Source organism: Herbaspirillum sp. NPDC087042 (genome assembly GCF_044745245.1).
In the GTDB taxonomy this organism is placed as follows: domain Bacteria; phylum Pseudomonadota; class Gammaproteobacteria; order Burkholderiales; family Burkholderiaceae_D; genus Herbaspirillum.
This window is the reverse complement of record NZ_JBIUZW010000008.1, coordinates 140,954-163,480: the sequence shown is the minus strand read 5'-3', so window position 1 is coordinate 163,480 and position 22,527 is coordinate 140,954. Positions and strand designations below refer to the sequence as shown.

The 22,527-nt window shown below is 65.4% G+C and carries 20 protein-coding genes; 10 read left to right on the top strand and 10 right to left on the bottom strand.

The window, feature by feature from the left end:
• Positions 1 to 83 precede the first annotated feature (83 nt).
• From ACIPHN_RS12990 to ACIPHN_RS12980, 3 genes are all read left to right on the top strand, one after another.
• On the top strand, positions 84 to 1,289 hold the full coding sequence (locus ACIPHN_RS12990) for a LysR family transcriptional regulator (RefSeq protein WP_400436725.1): 1,206 nt from the start codon (positions 84 to 86) through the stop codon (positions 1,287 to 1,289).
• 189 nt (positions 1,290 to 1,478) lie between these two features.
• Entirely contained in the window at positions 1,479 to 2,810 is a 1,332-nt protein-coding gene (locus ACIPHN_RS12985; RefSeq protein ID WP_400436723.1) for an MFS transporter, read from the top strand.
• 52 nt (positions 2,811 to 2,862) lie between these two features.
• On the top strand, positions 2,863 to 4,170 hold the full coding sequence (locus ACIPHN_RS12980) for a gallate dioxygenase (RefSeq protein WP_400436721.1): 1,308 nt from the start codon (positions 2,863 to 2,865) through the stop codon (positions 4,168 to 4,170).
• Between the two features lie 96 nt (positions 4,171 to 4,266).
• Here the strand turns inward: ACIPHN_RS12980 and ACIPHN_RS12975 are convergent, their stop codons facing one another.
• From ACIPHN_RS12975 to ACIPHN_RS12935, 9 genes are all read right to left on the bottom strand, one after another.
• The gene (locus tag ACIPHN_RS12975) at positions 4,267 to 5,043 is read right to left on the bottom strand and encodes a class II aldolase/adducin family protein (RefSeq protein ID WP_400436720.1); all 777 of its coding nucleotides are present in this window, start codon (positions 5,041 to 5,043) and stop codon (positions 4,267 to 4,269) included.
• Positions 5,044 to 5,206: 163 nt separating this feature from the next.
• Positions 5,207 to 6,256 (bottom strand): ketopantoate reductase family protein, encoded by a 1,050-nt coding sequence (locus ACIPHN_RS12970; RefSeq protein ID WP_400436719.1) that lies wholly within the window; start codon positions 6,254 to 6,256, stop codon positions 5,207 to 5,209.
• A 21-nt stretch (positions 6,257 to 6,277) separates the two neighbouring features.
• Positions 6,278 to 7,027, bottom strand: coding sequence for an ABC transporter ATP-binding protein (locus ACIPHN_RS12965; protein WP_400436717.1), 750 nt, complete (start codon positions 7,025 to 7,027; stop codon positions 6,278 to 6,280).
• The gene (locus ACIPHN_RS12960) at positions 7,017 to 8,879 is read right to left on the bottom strand and encodes an ATP-binding cassette domain-containing protein (RefSeq protein ID WP_400436715.1); all 1,863 of its coding nucleotides are present in this window, start codon (positions 8,877 to 8,879) and stop codon (positions 7,017 to 7,019) included. The genes ACIPHN_RS12965 and ACIPHN_RS12960 overlap by 11 nt, the downstream gene beginning before the upstream one ends.
• The gene (locus ACIPHN_RS12955; protein WP_400436713.1) at positions 8,876 to 9,910 is read right to left on the bottom strand and encodes a branched-chain amino acid ABC transporter permease; all 1,035 of its coding nucleotides are present in this window, start codon (positions 9,908 to 9,910) and stop codon (positions 8,876 to 8,878) included. The genes ACIPHN_RS12960 and ACIPHN_RS12955 overlap by 4 nt, the downstream gene beginning before the upstream one ends.
• Positions 9,911 to 10,231: 321 nt before the next feature.
• Entirely contained in the window at positions 10,232 to 11,398 is a 1,167-nt protein-coding gene (locus ACIPHN_RS12950; RefSeq protein WP_400436712.1) for an ABC transporter substrate-binding protein, read from the bottom strand.
• Between the two features lie 79 nt (positions 11,399 to 11,477).
• Positions 11,478 to 12,221, bottom strand: coding sequence for an SDR family NAD(P)-dependent oxidoreductase (locus ACIPHN_RS12945; RefSeq protein WP_400436710.1), 744 nt, complete (start codon positions 12,219 to 12,221; stop codon positions 11,478 to 11,480).
• 1 nt (position 12,222) lies between these two features.
• Positions 12,223 to 12,594, bottom strand: coding sequence for a hypothetical protein (locus ACIPHN_RS12940; protein ID WP_400436709.1), 372 nt, complete (start codon positions 12,592 to 12,594; stop codon positions 12,223 to 12,225).
• A gap of 56 nt (positions 12,595 to 12,650) precedes the next feature.
• Entirely contained in the window at positions 12,651 to 13,811 is a 1,161-nt protein-coding gene (locus ACIPHN_RS12935; RefSeq protein WP_400436708.1) for an acyl-CoA dehydrogenase family protein, read from the bottom strand.
• Positions 13,812 to 14,028: 217 nt separating this feature from the next.
• Between ACIPHN_RS12935 and ACIPHN_RS12930 the strand changes: the two genes are divergently transcribed.
• Positions 14,029 to 15,552 carry a PAS domain S-box protein gene (locus tag ACIPHN_RS12930; protein WP_400436707.1) on the top strand — a complete coding sequence of 508 codons (1,524 nt, stop codon included), beginning with the start codon at positions 14,029 to 14,031 and terminating at the stop codon, positions 15,550 to 15,552.
• A 313-nt stretch (positions 15,553 to 15,865) separates the two neighbouring features.
• On the top strand, positions 15,866 to 16,924 hold the full coding sequence (locus ACIPHN_RS12925) for a porin (protein WP_400436706.1): 1,059 nt from the start codon (positions 15,866 to 15,868) through the stop codon (positions 16,922 to 16,924).
• 109 nt (positions 16,925 to 17,033) lie between these two features.
• Here the strand turns inward: ACIPHN_RS12925 and ACIPHN_RS12920 are convergent, their stop codons facing one another.
• The gene (locus tag ACIPHN_RS12920) at positions 17,034 to 17,963 is read right to left on the bottom strand and encodes a LysR family transcriptional regulator (RefSeq protein WP_400436705.1); all 930 of its coding nucleotides are present in this window, start codon (positions 17,961 to 17,963) and stop codon (positions 17,034 to 17,036) included.
• A 211-nt stretch (positions 17,964 to 18,174) separates the two neighbouring features.
• Between ACIPHN_RS12920 and ACIPHN_RS12915 the strand changes: the two genes are divergently transcribed.
• From ACIPHN_RS12915 to ACIPHN_RS12895, 5 genes are all read left to right on the top strand, one after another.
• Complete coding sequence (locus ACIPHN_RS12915; RefSeq protein WP_400436702.1) at positions 18,175 to 18,309, top strand: hypothetical protein; 135 nt, start codon at positions 18,175 to 18,177, stop codon at positions 18,307 to 18,309.
• On the top strand, positions 18,306 to 19,463 hold the full coding sequence (locus ACIPHN_RS12910) for an amidase family protein (RefSeq protein ID WP_400436701.1): 1,158 nt from the start codon (positions 18,306 to 18,308) through the stop codon (positions 19,461 to 19,463). Before ACIPHN_RS12915 ends, ACIPHN_RS12910 begins: the two co-directional genes overlap by 4 nt.
• 75 nt (positions 19,464 to 19,538) lie before the next feature.
• A complete protein-coding gene (locus tag ACIPHN_RS12905) occupies positions 19,539 to 20,825 on the top strand; it encodes an aromatic ring-hydroxylating dioxygenase subunit alpha (protein ID WP_400436698.1) in 1,287 nt (428 codons plus the stop codon).
• 5 nt (positions 20,826 to 20,830) lie between these two features.
• A complete protein-coding gene (locus ACIPHN_RS12900) occupies positions 20,831 to 21,331 on the top strand; it encodes an aromatic-ring-hydroxylating dioxygenase subunit beta (protein WP_400436696.1) in 501 nt (166 codons plus the stop codon).
• A 48-nt stretch (positions 21,332 to 21,379) separates the two neighbouring features.
• Entirely contained in the window at positions 21,380 to 22,345 is a 966-nt protein-coding gene (locus tag ACIPHN_RS12895; protein ID WP_400436695.1) for a PDR/VanB family oxidoreductase, read from the top strand.
• Positions 22,346 to 22,527 lie beyond the last annotated feature (182 nt).

The window sequence follows — 22,527 nt, the reverse complement described above, 5'->3', positions numbered from 1 at the left end:
CAGGCCTTGGTTGCGTTGTGGGCCTTCCTCTGTTCTAATTTTCTAATCGGGTTCAGAAACCGGCAGCCCGCCGGACCACCATCATGTCCTTGCTCAACCTGCGTCACCTGCATGTCTTCAATGTCGTCGCCACCACCGGGGGCGTGCGCCGGTCTTCCGACACGCTGCTGCGCGCTTCATCGGCGGTGGCGCGTTCGGTGGCGGCCCTGGAGCAGAGCCTGGAGACGCAACTGTTCGAGCGGCGCGGCCGCGGCATGCTGCTGACCGCCGCCGGCGAGGCCGTGCGACTGCGGGTGGAACGCATCGAGGCCGAGCTGCGCGAAGTGCGCGACGACGCCCTGCGCCTGCGCGAACGTACCGGCAGCCAGGTGGCCAGCCTGGATGCGCTCTTCAATGAACGTCGCCTGCAGGCCGCCGCCCTGCTGGCCGAGACCCACCACATGCCCAGCGTGGCGCGGCTGATGGAAGTCTCGCCCTCGGCGGTAAGCCAGTCGCTGGCGCTGCTGGAGGGCATCCTGGGGCAGCCGCTGTTCTTCCGTACCGCCCATGGCATGCTGCCCACCGACGCCGGACGCCGCTGGACCGAGCGCTTCGGCCGGGCGCTGGCCGAGCTGCGCCATATCCCCGAAGACATCGCCGCCCTGGACGGTATCGTGCAAGGCACGGTGACCATCGGCGCCTTGCCGCTGGCGCGCTCGCAGCTGTTGCCCACCGCGCTCACGCGGGTGTTGGCACGCCATCCGCGCCTGCAGATCCGCTCGCTGGAGAGTCCCTATGAAGAGCTGGCGGCCGGCCTCATGAGCGGGCGTATCGACTTCATCGTGGGCGCCCTGCGCGCTTTCTCCAGCGATACCTTCGACATGCGCCCGCTGGTGGCCGACAGTGCCGCCCTGATCGCCCGCGCCGGCCATCCGCTGGCGCAACGCAAGAAACTGGCCCTGGCCGATCTGGACGGCTATCCCTGGGTGTTGTCGCGGGCCGGCACGCCGCTGCGTGATTCCATCGAGCAATTCTTCCGCGACAGCCAATGGCCGGCCCCGCGCCCGGCCGTGGAAACCGGCGACCTGGCGCTGCTGCGCGGCCTGCTGGTAGGCAGCGACATGCTCACCGTGATCTCGGCCAAGCAATTGCACCACGAGATCGCCACCGGCCAGCTCACCACCCTGCCCCTGGCCATGCACGGCCTGCAACGCCAGATCGGCCTGATGCAGCGCCGTGGCGCCCACCTCTCGCCCGGCGCACGCGTGCTGCAACAGGAGATCGAGGCGGTCGCCGCGGCCTGGCGCTGATCCGGCGACAATCCACCTCGATTAGCAAATGGCAACGCTCAGGTAGCCGAAAGCAATACTCATCGAAACGCCCCGCCGTACACTGCTTGCCATGTCGAGGCAGGCTTGTTGCGCTTCGACCTGCCTCATTCCAGCCGCGTGGACATAAACCGGCGCTTTCCAATAATTCGACATCACGACGGAGACTTAATGAATACAGCACAATCGCTGGATGTGCGATCGCACATCAACGCACGCAAGATGTCCGGCTACCAGTGGCTCTTGCTGGTGCTTTGCTTCCTGATCGTGGCCACCGACGGCATGGACGTGGCCATCATGGGCTTCCTGGCCCCGGGCATCACCAAGGAATGGGGCATCTCGCGGGCCGCCTTTGGTGTGGTCATGAGTGCCGCACCGATCGGCCTGGCCATCGGCGCGCTGCTGGTGGGTCCGCTTTCGGACCGCTACGGCCGCAAGAAGCTGCTGATGACGGCGGTAGCCTGGTTCGGCGTATGCAGCCTGGCCTGTGCCGCCGCGCAGGATGTGGTGACGCTGTCGGCGCTGCGCTTCCTGACCGGACTGGGTCTGGGTGCGGCCATGCCCAATGCCACCACCCTGCTCTCCGAATATGTGCCGGAGCGCTCGCGCAGCACCTTGCTGGCGATCATGTTCACCGGCTTCAACCTCGGTTCGGCCCTGGTCGGCTTCCTGGCCGCGGCCTTGCTGCCCGACCATGGCTGGCGTGCCGTGCTCATGGTGGGCGGCGCCATCCCGCTGGTGTGCCTGCCCTTCTACCTGTGGCTGGTGCCGGAATCGGCGCGCTTCATGGTGGTCCGCAACTATCCTGCCGATCGCATCGCCCGTACCCTGGCGCGCGTCTGCGGGGGGGAATTCGCCGCCGGCCAGGGCTTCTGCGTGAGCGAGCCGCAGGTCAAGAGCACCCAGCCGGGCAAGGTGCTGCTTTCCGACCACTATCGCAAGACCACGCTGTCGCTGTGGGGCACCTACTTCATGGGCCTGCTGGTGATCTACCTGCTCTCCGGCTGGCTGCCCACCCTGATCAAGGATGCCGGCCTGCCCATCGAGAAGGCCGCCAGCATCACCGCCCTGTTCCAGCTCGGCGGCACCGTCGGCGCGCTGGTGGTAGGCTACCTGATGGACCGCTGGTCGCCCAGCCGAGCCATCGCCGCGGCCTACATCTCGGGCGCCGTGTTCATCCTGCTGCTGGCCTCGGGCAGCGTGCAGTCGGGCATGTTCGCAGCCTATGTGTTGCTGGCGGGCTTTTGCATGAGCGGTGCGCAGACCGGCCTGAACGCCTTCGCCCCCTCCTGCTACCCGACTGTGGTGCGGGCCACCGGGGTGTCGTGGATGCTGGGCGTGGGTCGCTTCGGCAGCATTCTGGGCTCGTTTGCCGGTGGCGTGCTGCTGTCCATGGGCTGGGGCTTCGGGGCGGTCATCGCCATCCTGGCGGTACCGGCCACGCTGGCGGCGCTCATCATCGTGTTCATCCAGCTGGGCCAGCGCCCGGCCGCCGCAGTCTGATCAGTTTGCTCGATAAGAGATACCGGATTCATCTGAAACAGGAATAGATTTCATGGCAAATATCGTCGGCGCCATCGCCACCTCGCATACCCCCACCATCGGCTTCGCGCTCGATGCCAACAAGCAGCACGACCAGGTCTGGGCGCCCATCTTCAAGGCCTATGAACCGGTGCAGCAGTGGCTCAAGGAGAAGCAGCCGGACGTCCTGCTGGTGGTCTACAACGATCACGTGACCTCCTTCTTCTTCGACCACTACTCGGCCTTCGCGCTGGGCGTGGGCGACCAGTACCAGGTCGCCGACGAAGGCGGCGGCGCCCGCAAGCTGCCGCCGGTGGGCGGTCATGCGGCGCTGGCGCGCCATATCGGCAGCTCGCTCATGGCCGATGAATTCGACATGTCCTTCTTCCAGCAGAAGCCGCTGGACCATGGCTGCTTCTCGCCACTGTCGATGCTGTGGGAACACCAGGATGGCTGGCCCGGCCAGATCATCCCGCTGCAAGTGGGCGTGCTGCAGTTCCCGGTGCCGACCGCGCGCCGCTGCTACAAGCTGGGCCAGGGCCTGCGCCGCGCCATCGAAAGCTATCCGGAAGACCTGGACGTGGTCATCGTCGCCACCGGCGGCCTGTCGCACCAGGTGCATGGCGAGCGCGCCGGTTTCAACAACACGCCCTGGGACCACCAGTTCCTGGACCTGCTGCAACACGATCCCGAAGCCCTGACCCGCCTGACCCACGCCGAACTGGCCACCCTGGGCGGCCTGGAAAGCGCCGAGGTCATCATGTGGCTCATCATGCGCGGCGCCATGCCGGCCGGCGTGAACTGCCTGCACCGCGAGTACTACCTGCCCTCGATGACCGGCATCGCGGTGGCCGTCTATGAGCCTGCCGTCGCGGTCGATGCCACCCTGCAGGCTGCCGAGAAGGAGCGCCATCTTGCCCATATCGCCACCCAGCTGGACGGCATCGAGAAACTGGCCGGCACCTATCCCTTCACGCTGGAGACCAGCAACCGCCGCTACCGCATCAACCGCTACCTGCACCAGCTGATCCAGCCGGCCTTCCGCGAGCGCTTCCTGGCCGATCCCGAGCTGACCTTCGAGGAAGCCGGCCTGTCGGCCGAGGAACGCGACATGATCAGCCGCCGCGACTGGCAGGCCATGATCCGCTATGGCGTGATCTTCTTCCTGCTGGAGAAGATGGGCGCGGTAGTGGGTGTGTCCAACCTGCACATCTATGCGGCCATGCGCGGGCAGTCGCTGGAAGACTTCCAGAAGACCCGCAATGCGCCGGGCGCGCTGTATTCGGTGGCCGGCAGCGCCTCCGATCGCGCCGCCGACTGGGACAAGACCGGCACGCGCTGAGCCCGGCCCTGTTGTCGCCGTAAAAAAATCGCGCCGTCCTCCCGGACCGGCGCGATTTTCATTGATCGATGGCAGTGATGAATATCCTGCCCGCCATCACTTCACCGCATAGACCGCCTTGAGCATCTTGCGCACGATGGCCTCGAAGAAGATCACCGCGAAGCCGTCATTGCGGATCAGTTGCTGGGTCAGGTCGGCGCACTTCTGGCGTACACCGTCGGGCAGCAGCTGGTCTTCGCCCCCCATGGCACGGCCCGCCACCTGGATCTCGGCGGCGCGCTGCACCGTCCACAACAGGAAGAAGGCACGTTCGATATCGCTCTCGCACACCGCCACGCCGTGGTTGCGCAGCACCAGGATGTGCTTCTCACCCAGGCTCTGCAGCATGCGCTCTTTCTCCTCGGCGAAGAGTGTGATGCCCTCGAAGTCGTGATAGCCGATGCGGCCAAACAATTGCGCGCCGTAGAAGTCGTTGTGCTCGAAGCCGCTCTTCTTCATCGTCACCGCCGAGATCGGCGTGGTGTGCGTGTGGATCACGCAGCGCAGGTCATCGCGCGCGCCATGGATGGCGCTATGCAGGGCGAATCCGGCCGGGTTGGCCTTGTAGTCCGAGGGCTCGGCCAACTGACCATCCAGACCTACCTTCAGCAGGTTGGCCGGGGTGACTTCGTTGTAGTTCAGGGCGAAGGGGTTGACCAGATAGTGATGTCCCGCCCCCGGTACCCGTACCGAGATGTGGTTGAAGATCATCTCGGTCCAGCCCAGGTAATCGACCAGGCGATAACAGTGGGCCAGCTGGATGCGCAGCGCCCATTCCTCGTCGCTGCAGTGGGCCGGCTTATCTGCGCCGTAGCTGTATTGCATGATGTTCATTGATGGAACTCCTGGATCGAAAACGACGTTTTCTGGAAATAAGGAAGACCGTTCGGACTGAGTAGGTCCGCAGGACCGTATCGAAGGCGCGCCCATCATCAATGCGCCTTCGATACGCCGCTGCGCGGCTACTCAGTGCGAACGGTAGCCGGGGGATTCCCGCTCACGCTGCCTTGACGGCAAGCTGCGGGCTGTTGTCTTGCTGCGCTCTCTGTTGTTGTGCTGCCGCGCCCCGAAAGCGCGCCAGCGATACCATGGCCCGCGTGATCGGCATGGGCAGCGCGAAACGTTCCGCCATTTCCAGCACCGCATCACCGATGGCGGCCAGCTCCAGCGGACGGCCGCGCTCCCAGTCCTGCAGCATGGAGGTGCGGAAGGCCCCCATGGCCTCGCCCAGCTGCAGGAAGGTGAGCGGATCGATATCGACGCGGGCGCCATAGCTGGCGGCCACCTGCAGGGTCTCGCGCATGATCTGGCTGACCACCTCGCGCAACTCCGGCAAGCCGTACAACTGCTCCAGCGTGCCTTGCGTGATGACCGACAGCGGATTGGTGCTGATGTTGGCGATGATCTTGGTCCACAGCTTGTCGCGGATGCGATCGGTGGCGCGGGCTTCGATACCCGCGGCCTCGACCGCGGCACGCACGCGCAAGAGGCGCTCGCTCATCTCGCCGGACGGCTCGCCCAACACCATCAGGTGGGGATTGACGGAGCGGATCTCGCCGGGGCCGACCACTTCGGCGGTGATGAAGAGCACACTGCCGATCAGGCGCTCCAGCGGCACGGCTGCCGCCAGCGCACCCTCGGGATCGACGGCCTTGACCGTCTCCCCATCGAAGCGCCCGCCCTCGCGGTGGAAATACCACCAGGGCACGCCATTGTTGGTGGGAATCACCACCGTCTGCTCACCCACCATGGGGGCGACCTGCGGCAGCAGGGCTGACATGTCCTGACTTTTCGCGCACAGGAAAATCACATCCTGCACGCCGAACTCGGGCCGGTCGCTGGCGGCGGGCCGGGCCTGGGTGCTGCCATGCAGGTCGTGCAGCGTCAGGCCGCGTTCACGGATGGCTTGCAGGGTCTGGCCGCGGGCCAGCACGCTGACCTGGTGGCCGGCGGCCGACAGGCGCACCGCCAGCGTGCCGCCGATGGCGCCGGCACCGGCGATGCAGATGCGCAGCGGGGTGGTGTTGGGGGGGAGATCTTGACTCATGAGGGGTTCCTGGGGAAAGACTCAACCGGCCAGCTTGTCCTGGTGCTTGCCGGACAAGCCCAGGTAAGCCTCGATCACGCGGCGGTCATGGGCCAGCTGGCTGGCCGGACCGTGCATGCGGATCTCGCCGTTTTCCAGCACGTAGCCGTAATCGGCCACCTGCAAGGCGGCACGCGCATTCTGCTCCACCAGCAGGATGGAGACGCCACGCCGGCGCAGCTCGGCGATGATGCGGAAGATCTCGCGCACGATCAGCGGCGCCAGCCCCAGGCTGGGTTCATCCAGCATCAGCAGGCGCGGCTTGGCCATCAGGGCGCGGCCCACCGCCAGCATCTGGCGCTCGCCGCCGGAGAGCGTGCCGGCCTGCTGGGTACGCCGCTCGCGCAGGCGCGGGAACAGCGTATAGACCTCCTCCAGCGTGGCCGCATGGTCGCGCAAGCCGGTGCGGTAGCGCTGGAAGGCGCCCAGCATGAGGTTGTCCTCGATATTCATCTCGGCAAACAGTTCGCGCTTTTCCGGCACCAGGGTCATGCCGGCGGCGACCATCTCTTCCACCTCTGGCGAATGGCGGATCACGCCATCGAAGGCCATCACTCCGCGCGAAGGCAGCACGCCCATGATGGCCGAGAGCAGCGTGGTCTTGCCCGCGCCATTGGGGCCGATGACGGTGACGATCCTGCCCTGCTCCACCGACAGGTCGATGCCCGAGAGCACCTGCACGCGACCATAGGCGGCCGAGAGGTCGCGTACTTCCAATACCTTATTGCCCATGTTGTGCTCCTGCGGCCAGGGCAGCCACCGGCTCCGCTGGCGATTCATCTTCATCGGCCACGCCCAGATAGGCTTCCAGCACGGCGGGGTTGTTCTGGATGTCGTCGGGCAAGCCCTCGGCGATCTTCTGGCCGAAGTCCATCACCACGATGCGGTCGACCAGTTCCATGACGAAGTCCATGTCGTGCTCCACCAGCAGGATGGCCATGCCCTCGCTGCGCAGCTTGCGCAGCAGGTCGCCCAGCGCCTGCTTCTCGCCCAGGCGCAGGCCGGCGGCCGGTTCGTCCAGCAGCAGCAGACAGGGGTCCGCAGCCAGGGCGCGGGCGATTTCGAGGATGCGTTGCTGGCCCAGCGACAGCGAGCCGGCCGGCTCATACATCTGCGCCGTCAGGCCCACGCGCTCGATCTGGCGTGCGGCTTCGGCCAGCAGGCGCGCTTCTTCCTGGCGGTCCAGGCGCAGCATCGCGGCCAGCACGCCGCGCTGGCCGCGCAGGTAGGCACCAATGGCAACGTTCTCCAGCACCGTCATGCGCGACATCAGGCGCACATGCTGGAAGCTGCGGCTCATGCCCAGGCCGGCGATGTGGCGCGAACCGCGTCCGGTCACCTCATGACCACGGAACTGCACGCTGCCCGAGGTCGGCGTGTCCACGCCCGAGACCTGGTTGAACAGCGTCGACTTGCCGGCGCCATTGGGGCCGATCAGCGCCAGCACCTCGCCGGCCATGACCTTGAGGCTCATGTCATTGTTGGCCACCAGGCCGCCGAACTTGCGGGTCACGTTGCGCACATCCAGCACCACTTCGTCGCGGGCCGGCATGGGGCGGCGCGGCAGCGCCTCGGCACTGGCATCGATCTGCAGGCGGCGCGTGCGCACCGGCACCAGGCGGGCCAGGTAGGGCCACAGGCCATCACGCGAACGCTGCAGCAGTACCACGATCAACAGGCCGAAGACGATGGTCTCGAAGTTGCCGGAGCGGCCGAGGATGGCCGGCAAGAGGCCCTGCAGCCATTCCTTCAGGACCACGATCAGGGTCGAGCCCAGCACCGCGCCCCAGACATTGCTGGCGCCACCGAGCACCGCCATGAACAGGTAGTCGATGCCAAAGCCCAGGCCGAAGGGCGAAGGATTGACGAAGCGCTGCATGTGCACGTACAGCCAGCCCGACACCGCCGCCAGCACCGCGGCGATAACGAATACCACGATGCGCATGCGTGCCGTATCGATGCCCATGGCCTCGGCCATCACCATGCCACCCTTGAGGGCGCGGATGGCGCGGCCTTCGCGTGAATCCAGCAGGTTGTGCAGGGCTGCCACGCCCAGCATCACGGCCGCCCAGATGAGGCCGTAGATGGCGCGGTCCGAGGCCAGCGTCACACCGAACAGGTTCAGCGAGGGGATGCCCGACATGCCGGTCTGGCCGCCCATGCTCTCCAGCGTGCCGAAGATGAAGTACAGGCTGATGCCCCAGGCGATGGTGCCCAGCGGCAGGTAGTGGCCGGAGAGTTTCAGGGTGACGCTGCCCACGGCCAGCGCCAGCAGCGCGGTGAGTACCAGCGCCACCAGCAGTGCGATCCAGGGCGACTGCATCCACAGCAGGGCATCCGGCAAGGGCAACACCTTGGCCGACAGCGCCGCCGAGATATAGGCGCCCAGGCCGACGAAGGCCGCCTGGCCGAAGCTGGTCAGGCCGGCCACGCCGGTCAGCAACACCAGCCCCAGCACCACCAGCGTGGCCAGGCCAATGTTGTTCAACAGGGTCATGGTGAAGGCCGATGCCACGAAGGGCGCTGCCACCAGCAGGGCGATGAACACGCCCAGCGCGGTACGGGAGGAAATGACGCGCTTCATTCTTCTTCCTCCACATGACGGGTGGACAGCGAGCGCCACAGCAGGATGGGGATGATGAGCACGAACACGATGATTTCCTTGTAGGCACTGGCCCAGAAGGTGGAGAAGGATTCGATCAGGCCGATGGCCAGCGCCCCCAGGGCGGCAGCCGGATAGCTGACCAGGCCGCCGATGATGGAGCCGACGAAGCCCTTCAGGCTGATCAGGAAGCCCGAGTCATAGTAGATCGTGGTGAGGGGCGCGATCAGCACGCCCGACATCACCCCGATGAGCGAGGCCAGCAGGAACATGGCCTTGCCGGCGAAGACCGGCGAGATCCCCATCAGGCGCGCGCCCATGCGATTGAGGGCGGCGGCGCGCAGGGCCTTGCCGTAGAGCGTGCGCTCGAACATCACGAACAGGGCCACGATCAGCAGCAGCGAGACGCACACCACCCACAGCGCCTGGCTGGAGAAGCGCAAGCTGCCCAGCTCCAGCGCCGCTTCGGTGAAGGGCGCGGTGCGCGCGCCTTCCGGGCCGAACACCAGCAGTGCCACCCCGACCAGGGCCACGTGGACCGCGATGGAGACGATCAGCAGCACCAGCGGCGAGGCGCTGGCGATGGGCTGGAAGGCCAGGCGGTACATCAGCGGCCCCATCGGCACCAGCAGCAGCAGGGTCATGGCGATCTGCGCCAGCATGGGCCAGGTGGAGAAATTGAACGACAGCGCCACGCCGGCCACCACGGCCGCATAGACCAGCTTGGCCGGCAGCCACAGGCTGGGGCGACGCCGGCTGGTGCGCCACATGTCATAGAGATCGAAAAGACAGGCGGCCAGGCACAGGGCCACCAGCAGCCAGGCCACGGTGAGCGGTTGGCCGTTCTGCATCATGCCCATGGTGAGCGCGCCGAAGGAGACGAACTCACCCTGCGGGATGAGCAGGATGCGGGTGACGGTGAAGACCAGGACGATGGACAGCGCCAGCAGCGCATAGATGGCGCCGTTGGTGATGCCGTCCTGCCCCAGTAGCGCCACGATGTTGAGATTCATTGCGACTTCCTTGTGGAGCCGGCGCGCTGCGATCTAACCAGGAACGACGCGCCAGGTTCGGGATGCGTGTGGAGGAGGAGAACGTCGCCAGCCGCACCGACAAAGCTCAGTGCGCCAGGCGAAACAAATTCATTTTTCTGGAAACTATTTACAAACCCATCTCACGACCGTTCGGACTGAGTAGGCCCTTTGAGGGCCGTATCGAAGGCGTACCGACGACGACAGACCCGTGATCCCCGGCAGGAGGGCCTTCGATACGCGGCGTCGCCGCTACTCAGGACGAACGGTCACTTGAAGCACAAACACATGCAGGACGAGCTCTTACTTCAGCAGGGTCCAGTTACCGCCCTTGACGGTGATCAGCTCGCGACCGCGTTCGTCGAAGCCGCTGTGGTCGGCCGGGCTCATGTTGTAGACGCCCTGCGTGCCGACGACTTCCTTGGTCCCTTCCAGGGCGTCACGCAGCGCGGCGCGGAATTCCTTGCTGCCGGGCTTGCCCTTCTTGGCCGCCACCGGAATGGCTTTTTCCAGCAACAGGCCGGCATCGTAGACGTTGGCGCCGAAGGTGGCGGGCACGCTGCCATACATCTTCTTGTAGGCTTCGATGTAGTCGGTGGCGACCTTCTTGGACGGGTTGCTGTCGGCGATCTCCGGCAGCACCAGCATCAGGCTGGCGGCCAGGATGGTGCCTTCGACCTTGTTCTTGCCCAGTTGCAGGAAGGCCGGCAGCGCCGCACCGTGGGTCTGGTACAGCTTGCCCTTGTAACCCATGTCGAACAGCGTGGTCTGCGGCAGCACGGTGGCCGCGCCCGGTGCGGCCACCAGCACGGCGTCGGGATTGGCGCCCATGATCTTCAGGGTCTGCGCGGTCACCGAGGTGTCGGTGCGCTGGTAGCGTTCGTTGGCGACGATCTTGATGCCATTCTTGGCGGCCAGCTCGCTGAAGACCTTGGCCCAGTTCTCGCCGAAGGGATCGTTGATGGTGATGAAGCCCACCGTCTTGACCTTGCTCTTGATCATCTGGCCCACCAGGGCATTGGCGATCAGGTCATCGTTCTGGGTGGTCTTGAAGACCCACTTCTTTTGCTCGGTCATGGGCAGCACCACGGCGGCGGTCCCCACCGGGGCCAGCATGGGCACGCCCGCCTCGGCGGCGAAGGAGATCACGCCCATGGCATTGGGCGAACCGCTGGGGCCGATGATGGCGTCGACGTTGTATTCGGAGATCAGCTTCTTGACTTCGGTGACCGACTTGGTCGGATCGCTGGCGTCATCCAGCGAGATGTATTCCACCTTCAGGTCACCGGCCTTGGTCGGCAGCAGCGGCACGGTATTCTTTTGCGGAATGCCCACCAGCGAGACCGGCCCGGTGGAAGAGGTCACGACCCCGATCTTGACCTGTGCAAATGCAGGATTGCCCGCGCCAAGAGCGGCGAAGGTCGCCAGTGCAGCCAGCGTGGAGGTGGCAATCAGGCGTTTGTGCAACATGTGGTTCTCCCTAGTGTTGATGAGACGGATGGCAGCGATTCCCCGCGCTGCCACCGGTGGCGTGGACAGCAGGTGGAGCTTAACGCATATACAGGCCGCCATTGATATCGAGGCAGGCGCCGGTGGCCGCCCCGGCATCGGGCGAAGCCAGCAGCAGCACCGCATCGGCGATGAAGTCGGGCTCGCCCAGCGCCTTCACCGGGATGTTGGCGATGGTCGCGGCCAGCTTGTCGGCCGGCACGATCTCGCGCACGATGGGCAGATCCAGCGGACCCGGCGAGATCGCGTTGACGGTCACTCCGGCTCCGGCCAGTTCACGGGCGAAGACCTTGGTCAGCGTCAGCACGCCGCCCTTGGCCGCCGCATAGTGGGCGCCGGTGGCGGTACCACCATTCTGGCCGGCCAGCGAGGCGATGTTGATGATGCGTCCGTACCCCCGATCGGCGAAGCGCTTGCCGAATACCTGGCATGCAAGAAACGTGCCCTTGAGGTTGATGGCGGTGACCTCGTCGAACTGTTCCGGCGTGATCTCCATCAACGCCGCCACGCGCGACTGGCCGGCATTGTTGACCAGCACGGCGACACCGCCCCAGCGCAGCTCGATGGCGTCGCAGGCGGCGATGAAGTCGGGCTTGCGGCGCACATCCAGCGCCAGCGGCATGGCGGTGGCGCCGCTGGCATCCAGGCTGGCGGCCACGGCCGAGACCAGTTCCAGATCCACGTCGGCCAGCGCCACCTTGTAGCCGGCGGCGTGCATCTTGCGCGCAATGCGCTCTCCCAGGCCGCGTGCGGCACCGGTGACCAGGGCGATCTTCTTGTCCATCTCAGCCACCCTGGATGATCAGGGCGCGACCGACGCGGGCTTCGATCTTGCCGTACTTCCAGAGACGGTGCTCGCCCACCATGGTGGTGCGGAACAGGTTGCAGGCCGCGACCACCGTATCGAGATCGGCCACGTCGGCCATCATGTAGAAGGTCCAGGGCGCGGCATCGGACTTGCCCACCATGAGGCGGTCATCATCCATGGTGCCCAACACCTTGATGCCGTCCATGGTCGCCAGTGCCGTCATCATCTGGCCATAGGCTTGCCACACCGGGCCGGTCTCGGTGGCGGGCAGGTCGAAGAAGTTCTGGGTGACGCCGACGCAGAACAATACGCGCAGCGGTTCTTTTTCATTGCTTGGGATCTGGCTCATGGATTCTCCGGCTCAAAACGGGGTAGTCAAAAAAATGCAAACGCGAGAGGCCTGGCTTACAGGAAGCCCGGCATCGGCGGCACGCCCAGCGTCACTGCGCCGGCGCCGTCATAGATGCCTTCGCCCAGGAAGGCGTGCTGCTTGACCACGGCGGCATCACGCAGGTAGCGCTGCAAGGGGTGGTTGCTGTAGATCGCAGTGGTGCCGGCCAGGCCGAACATGGCTTGCACCACTTCGTTGCCGACCTTGGCGATCTCGACGGCGGTCAGGCGCAGCAGGCTGACCTGCTCGGGCGTGACAGGATAGCCCGCCAGGATCGATTGCCACACTTCATTGGTGGCGTCGTAGAGGAAGGCGCGTGCCGAACGCAGGCGCGCCTCGGCCTTGGCCACCTCGATGCGCACATAGGAACGGTCGGCCAGCTTGGGCGCGCCGGTGATGGCGACACGGCCGCCCGACATCTGGTTGATCTCGTCGATGGCGGCGCGACCCACGCCCAGGTTCACCACGGCCAGTACCTGGGCGGCATAGGCGATGGTGGGATAGCGATACAGGGGTTCGTCGATGGTGGATTCGCCGCCACGGATGAAGGTCCACTCATCGGCCACGAATTGCTGCACGACCTTGAGGTCGTGGCTGCCGGTGCCGGCCAGGCCCATGACATCCCAGTTCTCGACGATCTCGACCTGCTGCGGTGGCAACACGGCGGTGCGCGGCTTGGAGCCGGCCTGGCCCGGCACGGCCGCGCCGATGCCCACACCCAGCATGTCGGCGCCCTTGCAGCCACTGGCGAACTTCCAGGTGCCGTTGACGGTCCAGCCGCCCTCCACCTGGGTGGCCGGCTGGATGGGGAAGAGGCCGCCGGCGAAGGTCAGGTCGGGGCCGTTGGCGTACAGCTGGGCCTGGGTCGCCTTGGGCAAGGCCGCCAGGTAGACCGAGGCCGAGCCGAAGCTGGCCACCCAGCCCACCGAGGCATCGGCTTCCGAGATCTTCTCGATCATCTGCAGGAAAGCCATGGGCGACATGCCGCTGCCGCCGAAGCATTGCGGCGTGGCGGCGCGGAACACGCCCACCTTCTTCAACTGCGCGATGAAGTCGCGCGGCACGAAGCGCTGCTGGCCGAACTCGTCGCGACGCGCGCGGATCTCGGCCAGCAGCGGTGCCATCGCATCGTCTTCTCGTGCCGCCAGGGCGGCCGGCTTTTCCATCACGGACATTGCATTCTCCAGGTTGCTTGCATCAGAATGAAGTCGAGTGTAGGGAGCGGCGTTGCCCGGTTCAATCGGGAGCGCTGCAGCTTTTTTAGGGGATGAGGAGGCCTCTTCTAAAGAAAACCCCTAGCCACCAGCTCCCGTTCCAAACCCCAGCTGCAAGCCAGGACTGCCATTCCCTACCCGGTCCCGGACTTGCCATGAAGAGAGCCGCGAGACCACGATGCCTGACGCTACCGCCCTGCCCGACGACGCCATCCGTTTTGGCCTCGACGACTTCCGCCGCATGATGGATGCCTTGCCCATGTGCATCATCCTGCACGATGCCCAGAGCAAGTCCATCCTCTGGGCCAATCCCTCGGCCTGCAAGGTGCTGGGCTTCACGCTGGAGGAACTGCTGCCGCTGAAGGCACCCGACATGAGCCGGCAGTCCCACGAGTACCGTCGCGAGATCGGACGCAAGTGGCTGCATGATGCGGTGCTCCACGGCACCAACATGGTGGAGTGGTGCTACCGCGCCAAGAATGGTGACGAGATCCTCTCCGAGGCCATCGCCACGCTGGTGCCGCTGGCCGAGCGCGATGTGATCATGGTGCAGTTCCGCGACATCGCCCGCGAGGAACAGATCCGCCGCGAGATGAAGCGCCTGGAGAGCCGGCTCAAGGAATTCATGCAGGACTCCGACGAGGGCGTGGCAGTGCTGCGTGCCGATGGCGGCATCGACTATCTGAGCGACGCCGGACGCAAGCTGCTGGGTGTGCGGCCCGGGCAGCATCTGCCGAAGAATTTCCCGGAACTCTGCCTGGCGGACTCGCGCGAGGAATTGCTGGAACTGCTCACCCTGGCGCTGCCGGATGCGATCTCCTTCCCGCTGCGCTACCAGATCGTGCGCAAGGATGGCGTGGTGCGCTGGCACCATGCGGTGTGCCGTTACATCGAGATCGAGAACGATCTGAAAGGCCACCTGCTGCACTTCCGCGACATCACCGAACAGGTCGAGGCCGAGGAAGCCAGGCGGCGCGACCAGGCCGCGCTGGAATACCTGGCGCGCCACAATGCCATGGGCGAGATGGCCACCGCCATCGCCCACGAACTCTCGCAACCGCTGGCGGCGATCCGCAACTTCCTCGAAGGTTCGGTGCTGCGCCTGAAGCAGATCGAGGCCTTGCGCGAACAGACCGGCCAGATCGTCTGGGGGCTGGAGAGCGCTGGCCGTCAGGTCGATCACGCCGCCAGCATCATCAAGAGCGTGCGCGAATACGTGGTCAGGCTGGAGCAGAGCGAGACGCTCATCGATCTCAACGAGGTGCTGGCGGAGGTGCGCTGGTTCATCGAGATGAAGGCCGTCGAAGGCCGCGTGCATCTGGTGATCGCCCCCTGCGCCGAGCCGGTGGTGGTCAGTTGCGAGAAGGTGCTGGTGGGCCAGGTGATCCTCAACCTGGCCTTCAATGCCATCGAGGAGATGGGCAACTTCCCCGAGGGCGCCAGGCGCGTGCGCATCAGCACGACCAGGGACGCCGGCCTGGCGCGGCTGACGGTGGCTGACGAAGGACGCGGCATCGATGCCGGGCATCGCGAGCGGCTCTTCGATGGCTTCTTCTCTTCCAAGGTCGGCGGCAATGGCATTGGGCTGGCGCTATGCAAGAACATCATCGCGCGCCATCGCGGCGATATCTGGGCACAACCGGGTACACCGCGCGGCACCCATTTCTGCTTCACGCTGCCGTTGGTCGAAAGCCACAACTAAAGATTCCTTTACGGCCGCTTGAGCCCGCGACCATGCGCGCCGGATTGGTGATCGTGCGCACTCGCGTGGTGCCATCACGCATGATTGGCCCGCCAAAAGAAGGATTCATGCACCGGATTCGAGAATCGGCGACTTATCTGCGGCATGCATGAATCCTACTTATCGCATCTATCCGCTGCATCAATTTGATCTGACGCAAACGCGCTTCCTATGATGGCTTCACATGACTTGACGTCATGTTCGCCATGCAGCCCATCGCAGGCTGCATCCAGACTGTTTCAACAGACTGCAATACCACAGGGAGCCTTGTTTCATGAAGAAGACACTACTGGCCGCCGCCCTCTTCGCGGCCGGCACGACCATGGCGCACGCACAGAGCAGCGTGTCCATCTATGGCCTGATCGACCTGGGCCTGACCTATTACTCCAACGCCGTGAAAACCGGGGGCGGTGGCGCCTCGCTGCTGCGCATGGATAGCGGCATCGCGCAAGGCAGCCGCATCGGCTTCAAGGGGACCGAAGACCTGGGCGGTGGCCTGAACGCCTTCTTCACCCTGGAGACCGGCTTCGGCGCCGATGATGGCAGCCTGGGCCAGGGTGGCCTGATCTTCGGCCGCCAGTCCTTCGTGGGCATCGGCGGCCGCGACTGGGGTTCGGTCAGCGTGGGTCGCCAGTACGACTTCATGTCCAACCTGGGCGGCCAGTATGCGATGGGTGCGCTCTCCCCGGCCGGCTCCTTCGCCTGGGGCCTGCATGCCGATGCGGCCCACGCAGCGGCCCTGAACGACCACATCTACGCCGGTGACCGCACCAACAACTCGGTCAAGTACAGCAGCGCCAAGATGGGTGGCTTCAGCTTCGGTGCCATGTATGGCTTGGGCGAAGTCGCCGGCAACAACACCGCCGGCCGCACCCTCAGCGCCACCGGCCAGTACGACAGCGGCGCCTTCTCCAGCGCGCTGGCCTATACCGACATCAAGGATGCGGCAGGGGCATCCTCGACGAGGATGTACGGCCTCGGTGCGACCTACCAGCTGGGCGCCTTCAAGCCCTTCGGCGTGATCACCCAGGTCAAGAACACCGCCACCAGCGCCAAGGCCACCACCTATGAACTGGGCACGGTCTATGCATTGACCGCGTTGTGGGATCTGTCGGCGGCCTACCAGTTCCAGAGCCGCAACCAGGGTGTGGGCAATGCCCAGGCCTTCATCGCCATGGCTGACTACAAGATCTCCAAGCGTACCGACCTGTATGTGGGCGCGGTCTATGACCGTGACAAGGGCTACAACGCCTACCCGGTCTTTGGCGGCGGCATCCAGTCGGCCACCGGCAACCAGTCGGCTGTGCGCATGGGTATCCGCCATCGCTTCTGAGTGGCGACCAAGTCTTGAGGAGGAGGGAGCGTAGTCGACATCCTGCGCTCCCTCCGGCAAGCAGCAAGGCGGCCCGTCGCGAGACGGGCCTTCTGCATTGGAAAGCCGGCTAGCTGCTGCGCCCGTACTGCTGCAGCAGGTCGATGACGATCTGGCGCAGCCAGGTATTGCCGGCGTCGTTGTCGAAGGCCTGGTGCCAGTGCAGCGTGATATCCACGGCCGGAATGCGCACCGGCAGCTGGTAGGACAGGAAGGCCCCGGGATGCTCGCCATGGAAGAGCTTGGCGATGCGCGCCGGCACCGTAGCCACCAGGTCCGACTTGCCGAGGATGCGTGGCAGCACCGTGAAGTGCGGGATGCACAGGCTGATCTTGCGCTGCACGCCCAGGGTGCGGAAGGAATTCTCGACCTGATGGTGGCTGCTCTCGGCGGACTCCACCAGCACATGCGAGAGCGCCAGGAATTCGTCCAGCTCCAGATGGGCGCGCTGCGGCAGGCCGTCGCGCTTGCGCATCATGCAGACATAGGTTTCGCGAAACAGCAGTTCATGGCAGGTCACCGCCTGCAAGGCCGGCAGGTTGCCGAAGGCGAAGTCGAGCTGGCCGGTGCGCAAGGCTTCTTCCAGATGCGCGGGCGGCACCTGCTCCACCTGCAGGCGGGTGTGCGGGGCTTGCTCGGTGAGGATTTCGCACAGGTGCGGCAGGAACATCATCTCGGCCACATCCGTCATTGAGGCGCGGAAGACGCGCGTACTGGCGGCCGGGTCGAAGCGCTCGGTGTAGCGCAGCGCATCCTGCACCGCCTGCAGGGCGCGATTGATGGGCTTGGACAGTTCCAGCGCGGCCGGCGTGGGTTGCATGCCCTCCTTGGTACGGATGAACAGCGGGTCGTCGAAGATCTGCCGCAACCGGCCCAGGGCATAGCTCACCGCCGGCTGCGACAGGTGCAGGCGGTTGCCCGCCAGGGTCAGACTGCGTTCGTCGGCGATGGCCTGGAAGACGCGCAGCAGGTTCAGGTCCATGTTGTTGAAGGTGGCCATTGCAGTTCCGGTAGGTGAGCACAGGCAGGAGAGAGGATGGAGATCAAAATCCATCCCACTTATTGGAAAAATATTTTACATCAATTTGATCTATTTTAATGCGACTTCTAAAATGCCTGAAACCAGTCAAGAAAACAGCCAAGCAAATCGCCTGCATCCGGCGCCCGTATTGGACTTTCTCCCCGCAAGGCAACATTTGGACGGATGCACCATGACACCTGAGCCCAGCCTCTCCTCGCCACGCTCCCTGCCGACCGCACCGGCCCCGCGCAAGCGCACCGGCGCCGCCGCCACCGATGCCCTGCGCATGCAAGCCCGCATCGCCTGCCTGGGAGCCGCAGGATGAGCGAACGCACCGTCCCCGGCACCGGCCGTGCCCTGCTCTCGCGCTTCCATCTGGGTGGCAGCGGCCCCACCGTCGCCATCAAGGATTGCATCGACATCGCCGGCCAGCCCACCTGTGGCGGCAGCGCCGCGCTGGCCGATGCGTCCCCGGCGGCGGCCCATGCGGAGGTCGTGACACGGCTGCTGCAGGATGGCTGGCAGATCACCGCCCGCGCCAACATGCATGAGCTGGCCTATGGCATGACCGGCATCAACGACTGGAACGGCACCGCCGTGAACCCGCAGGATCCGGCGCGCATGACCGGTGGATCCTCCAGCGGCTCGGCCTCGGCGGTCGGCGCCGGCCTGGTGGACCTGTCCATCGGCAGCGATACCGGCGGCTCGATCCGCCTGCCGGCGGCCTGCTGCGGCGTGGTCGGCTTCAAGCCCACGTTCGGCCGGGTCAGCCGCGCCGGCGCCTATCCGCAATACAGCACGCTGGATTGCGTCGGCCCCTTCGCCCGCAGCATGGACCTGATCATCAGCGCCATGGGCAGCATCGCGCCGGACTTCGATGTGGCCGCCGCACGCTCGTCCGCCACCACGTCCCGCGTGAAGCTGGTGACGGTGCAGGCCGATGCCGCCATCGCCGCCGCCGTGCAGGCCGCCTTCGCTGCCAGCGGCTGGCATGGCATGCCCTGGACAGCGGTGCACATGCAAGCCGCCTTCGAAGCCGGCATGACCCTCATCAACCGCGAGACCCACGCCGCCTTCGGGCATCTGCTGGGATTGGGCAAGCTGGGCGCCGATATCGAAAAGCGCCTCTCGGCCGCCGCCACCACCACCGATGCCGCCGTGGCCCATGCCGAGGAGGTGCGCGCCGCCTTCAGTGCCGAGGTCGACGCCGCGCTGGCTGACGCCGATGCATTGCTGCTGCCCACCCTGCCGTCGCTGCCGCCGACGCTGGAAGCCATCCGCCAGGGGGCCTCGGTACTGACGCTCTCTTCGCTGGTGCGCCCCTTCAACCTGTCGGGCCATCCGGCGCTGAGTCTCCCCGTCGCCATCGCCGGCAGCCCGCTCAAGGCCGGCCTGCAGCTGGTGGGGCGCAAGGGTGAGGACGAACGCCTCTGCGCGCTGGGCCTGCATCTCGAACAACGACTGAAGACCGCGCGCTGAACGCGCGCAAGACAACACCCCCTACGCCCGCCTCGAATCCACACTGACAACGACAGCAAGCCACTGGAGAATGCAATGAACGCACCGCTACGCTTCCACCCACGCAAGACCGAGTCATCCCATGCCGACCTGGTCCAGGATGCGATGGTCGATCCCTCGCTCTACACCGACCCGGCCATCTTCGAGACCGAGATGGACAAGATCTTCTACAAGACCTGGATCTGGGTCGGCCACGAAAGCGAGATCAAGAACCCGGGCGACTTCAAGACCGCCCAGATCGGCCGCCAGCCGGTCATCGTGGTGCGCGACAAGAGCGGCAAGATCAACGTGCTGGAAAACCGCTGCCGCCATCGCGGCGCCACCGTCTGCGAAAAGCACAAGGGCAACGCCACCGGTTTCACCTGTCCCTACCATAGCTGGTCGTATGGCCTGGACGGCAAGCTGCGCGGCCTGCCCTATCCTGAAGGCTACGAGGATGTGGTCGAGAAGGCCGACCTGCCGCTGCAAAGCCTGCGCGTGGACAGCTACCACGGCATGATCTTCGCCTCCTTCAACCAGGAGGTGGAACCGCTGTCTGACTTCCTCGGCCATGCCAAGAAGTGGATCGATCTCTTCATGAAGCAGGGCGCGGGCTTCCCCATCAAGGTGCAGGGCGAGCACAAGTTCAGCTTCAAGGGCAACTGGAAAATCCAGCTGGAGAACACCACCGACGGCTACCACTTCCCGGTGGTACACAAGACCTTCCTGTCCTCGGTCGACGCCGAGACCTCGGAGATGCTCTCCTTCATGACCGACGACCAGTCCATCACCCGCTCGCTGGGCAATGGCCATAGCGTCATGATCATGGTGCCCGAGCACGTGGACCTGGATGTGGACGATGGCAGCGAACAGCTGCAGGAGCGCTTCTCTCACGTCATCGACGAACTCTCCAAGACCATGCCGCCTGAGCAGGTGCGCCGCATCGTGCGCTCGCTGCACGGAGCCGGCTTCAACCTGAACCTGTTCCCCAATGTGGCCATGTCGATGTCCTTCTTCCGCGTGCTGCATCCGGTGTCGGTGAGCGAGACCCAGATCCGCCACGTCGCGCTGGGCATGGATGGCGGCCCCGAGATCGCCAACCGCGAACGCCTGCGCATCCACGAGCACTTCCAGGGCCCGTTCGGCTTTGGCAGCCCCGACGATGCCGAAGCCTGGGAGCGCGTGCAGACCGGATCCTACGCCGGCCGCAATGTACCGATCCTGGTCAACCGCGGCCTGAACCGCGAATGGGTGGACGACAACGGCGACAAGGTGTCGCACTCGACCGATGAAACCGGCATGCGCGAAGCCTATGCCATGTGGAAAAAGATGATGGAGAAGTGATCAGCATGAACCAACAAGACACCCTGCAAGGCATCCCCGATCAAATGGCCCGGGCCATCGCCTTCATCTGGAAAGAGGCCGAACTGCTGGACCGCAAGGACTACGCCACCTGGCAGACCCTGTGGAGCGACGACGGCTACTACGTCGTGCCGATCGACCAGGAGACCACCGATTTCGCGGCCACGCTGAACTACGCCTACGACAACGCCCACATGCGCAAGATCCGCATCGAGCGCCTGACCTCGGGTCATGCAATGTCGGCGGTGGATGCCGCCGCCACCGTGCGCACGGTCTCGCGCTTCGCGCCGGTGCACCTGTCGGACGAACTGGTGGAAATCAACTCGGCCCAGGTACTGGTGGGCTACAAGCGCCAGCAGCACACGATGTTCGTGGCCAATGTGACGCACCGCCTGCGCTTTACCGCGCAGGGACCGAAGATCGAGCAGAAGGTGGTCCGCCTGATCAACTCGATGGATAGCCTGAACGCCCTGGGCTTCCTGCTATAAGCACCACCCTGACCGCATCTGCACCACCGCAACCGAGTATTGGCCTCCATGAAACTGATCGTAGACACACTCACCGACGAAACCGGCGACATCCGCTCCTTCCGTCTGGTACGCGCCGATGGCGCCCCGCTGCCGCCATATGAGCCGGGCGCCCACATCGACGTCACCGGACCGACCGGCGTCATGCGCCAATACTCGCTGTGCGGCCCGCTGGAAGACCGCTGCGGCTATACCATCGCGGTCAAGCGCGAGCCCGCCTCGCGCGGCGGCTCGGCGGCCCTGCACGAGGCCGTGCAGGCGGGCATGGAACTGGAAGTGGGCACGCCCCGCAACCTGTTCGCACTGGATGCGGCAGCGCCCGAACACCTGCTCTTCGGCGCCGGCATCGGCGTCACCCCGTTGCTGGCCATGGCCTATCGGCTGTGGGCCGAACAGCAGCGCTTCACGCTGCACTACTTCGTGCGCGCCCGCGAACACGCGGCCTTTGCCGGCCTGCTGGAGAATGCCCCGTTCGCCGCGCATGTGCGCTTCCACTATGCGGTCATGCCGGCACAGATGACGCACTACCTGACGGCCTGCCTGGAAGCGGGCAGCAAGGAGGCGCACGTCTACACCTGCGGCCCGGCGCCCTTCATGGAGGCCGTGGTCAGTTGCGCGGCCCTGGGGCGCAGCGAAGAGGCGATCCACCTGGAACACTTCCAGGCGGCGCCGCCTGCTGCGGCCAGTGGCGCGGACAGTGGCGGCGATGGCGCCTTCGAGGTCAAGCTGGCCAGCTCGGGCAAGGTGGTGCAGATCCCGGTGGGCATCCCCATCGTCGATATCCTGGCGCGCGAGGGCATCGTCATCGACACCTCCTGCCGCGAGGGCATCTGCGGCACCTGCGTGGTGCCGCTGCTGGAAGGGGAACCGGACCATCGCGACAATTGCCTGTCCAAGAAGGAGAAGGCGGCCAATGACCAGATCTGCACCTGCGTGTCGCGGGCCAGGTCGGGGATGCTGGTGCTGGATCTTTGAGACAAAACCAACACCATCTCCCCCGTTCGGACTGAGTAGCGGCAACGCCGCGTATCGAAGGCACGGAGGTAGTCGCGCCTTCGGTACGCCGCTGCACGGCTACTCAGTCCGAACGGTTATTTCATGGTCCCCGGAAAGGCGCTGGTGTTCGACCTTTGAGACGGAACTAACACCATTCCCCC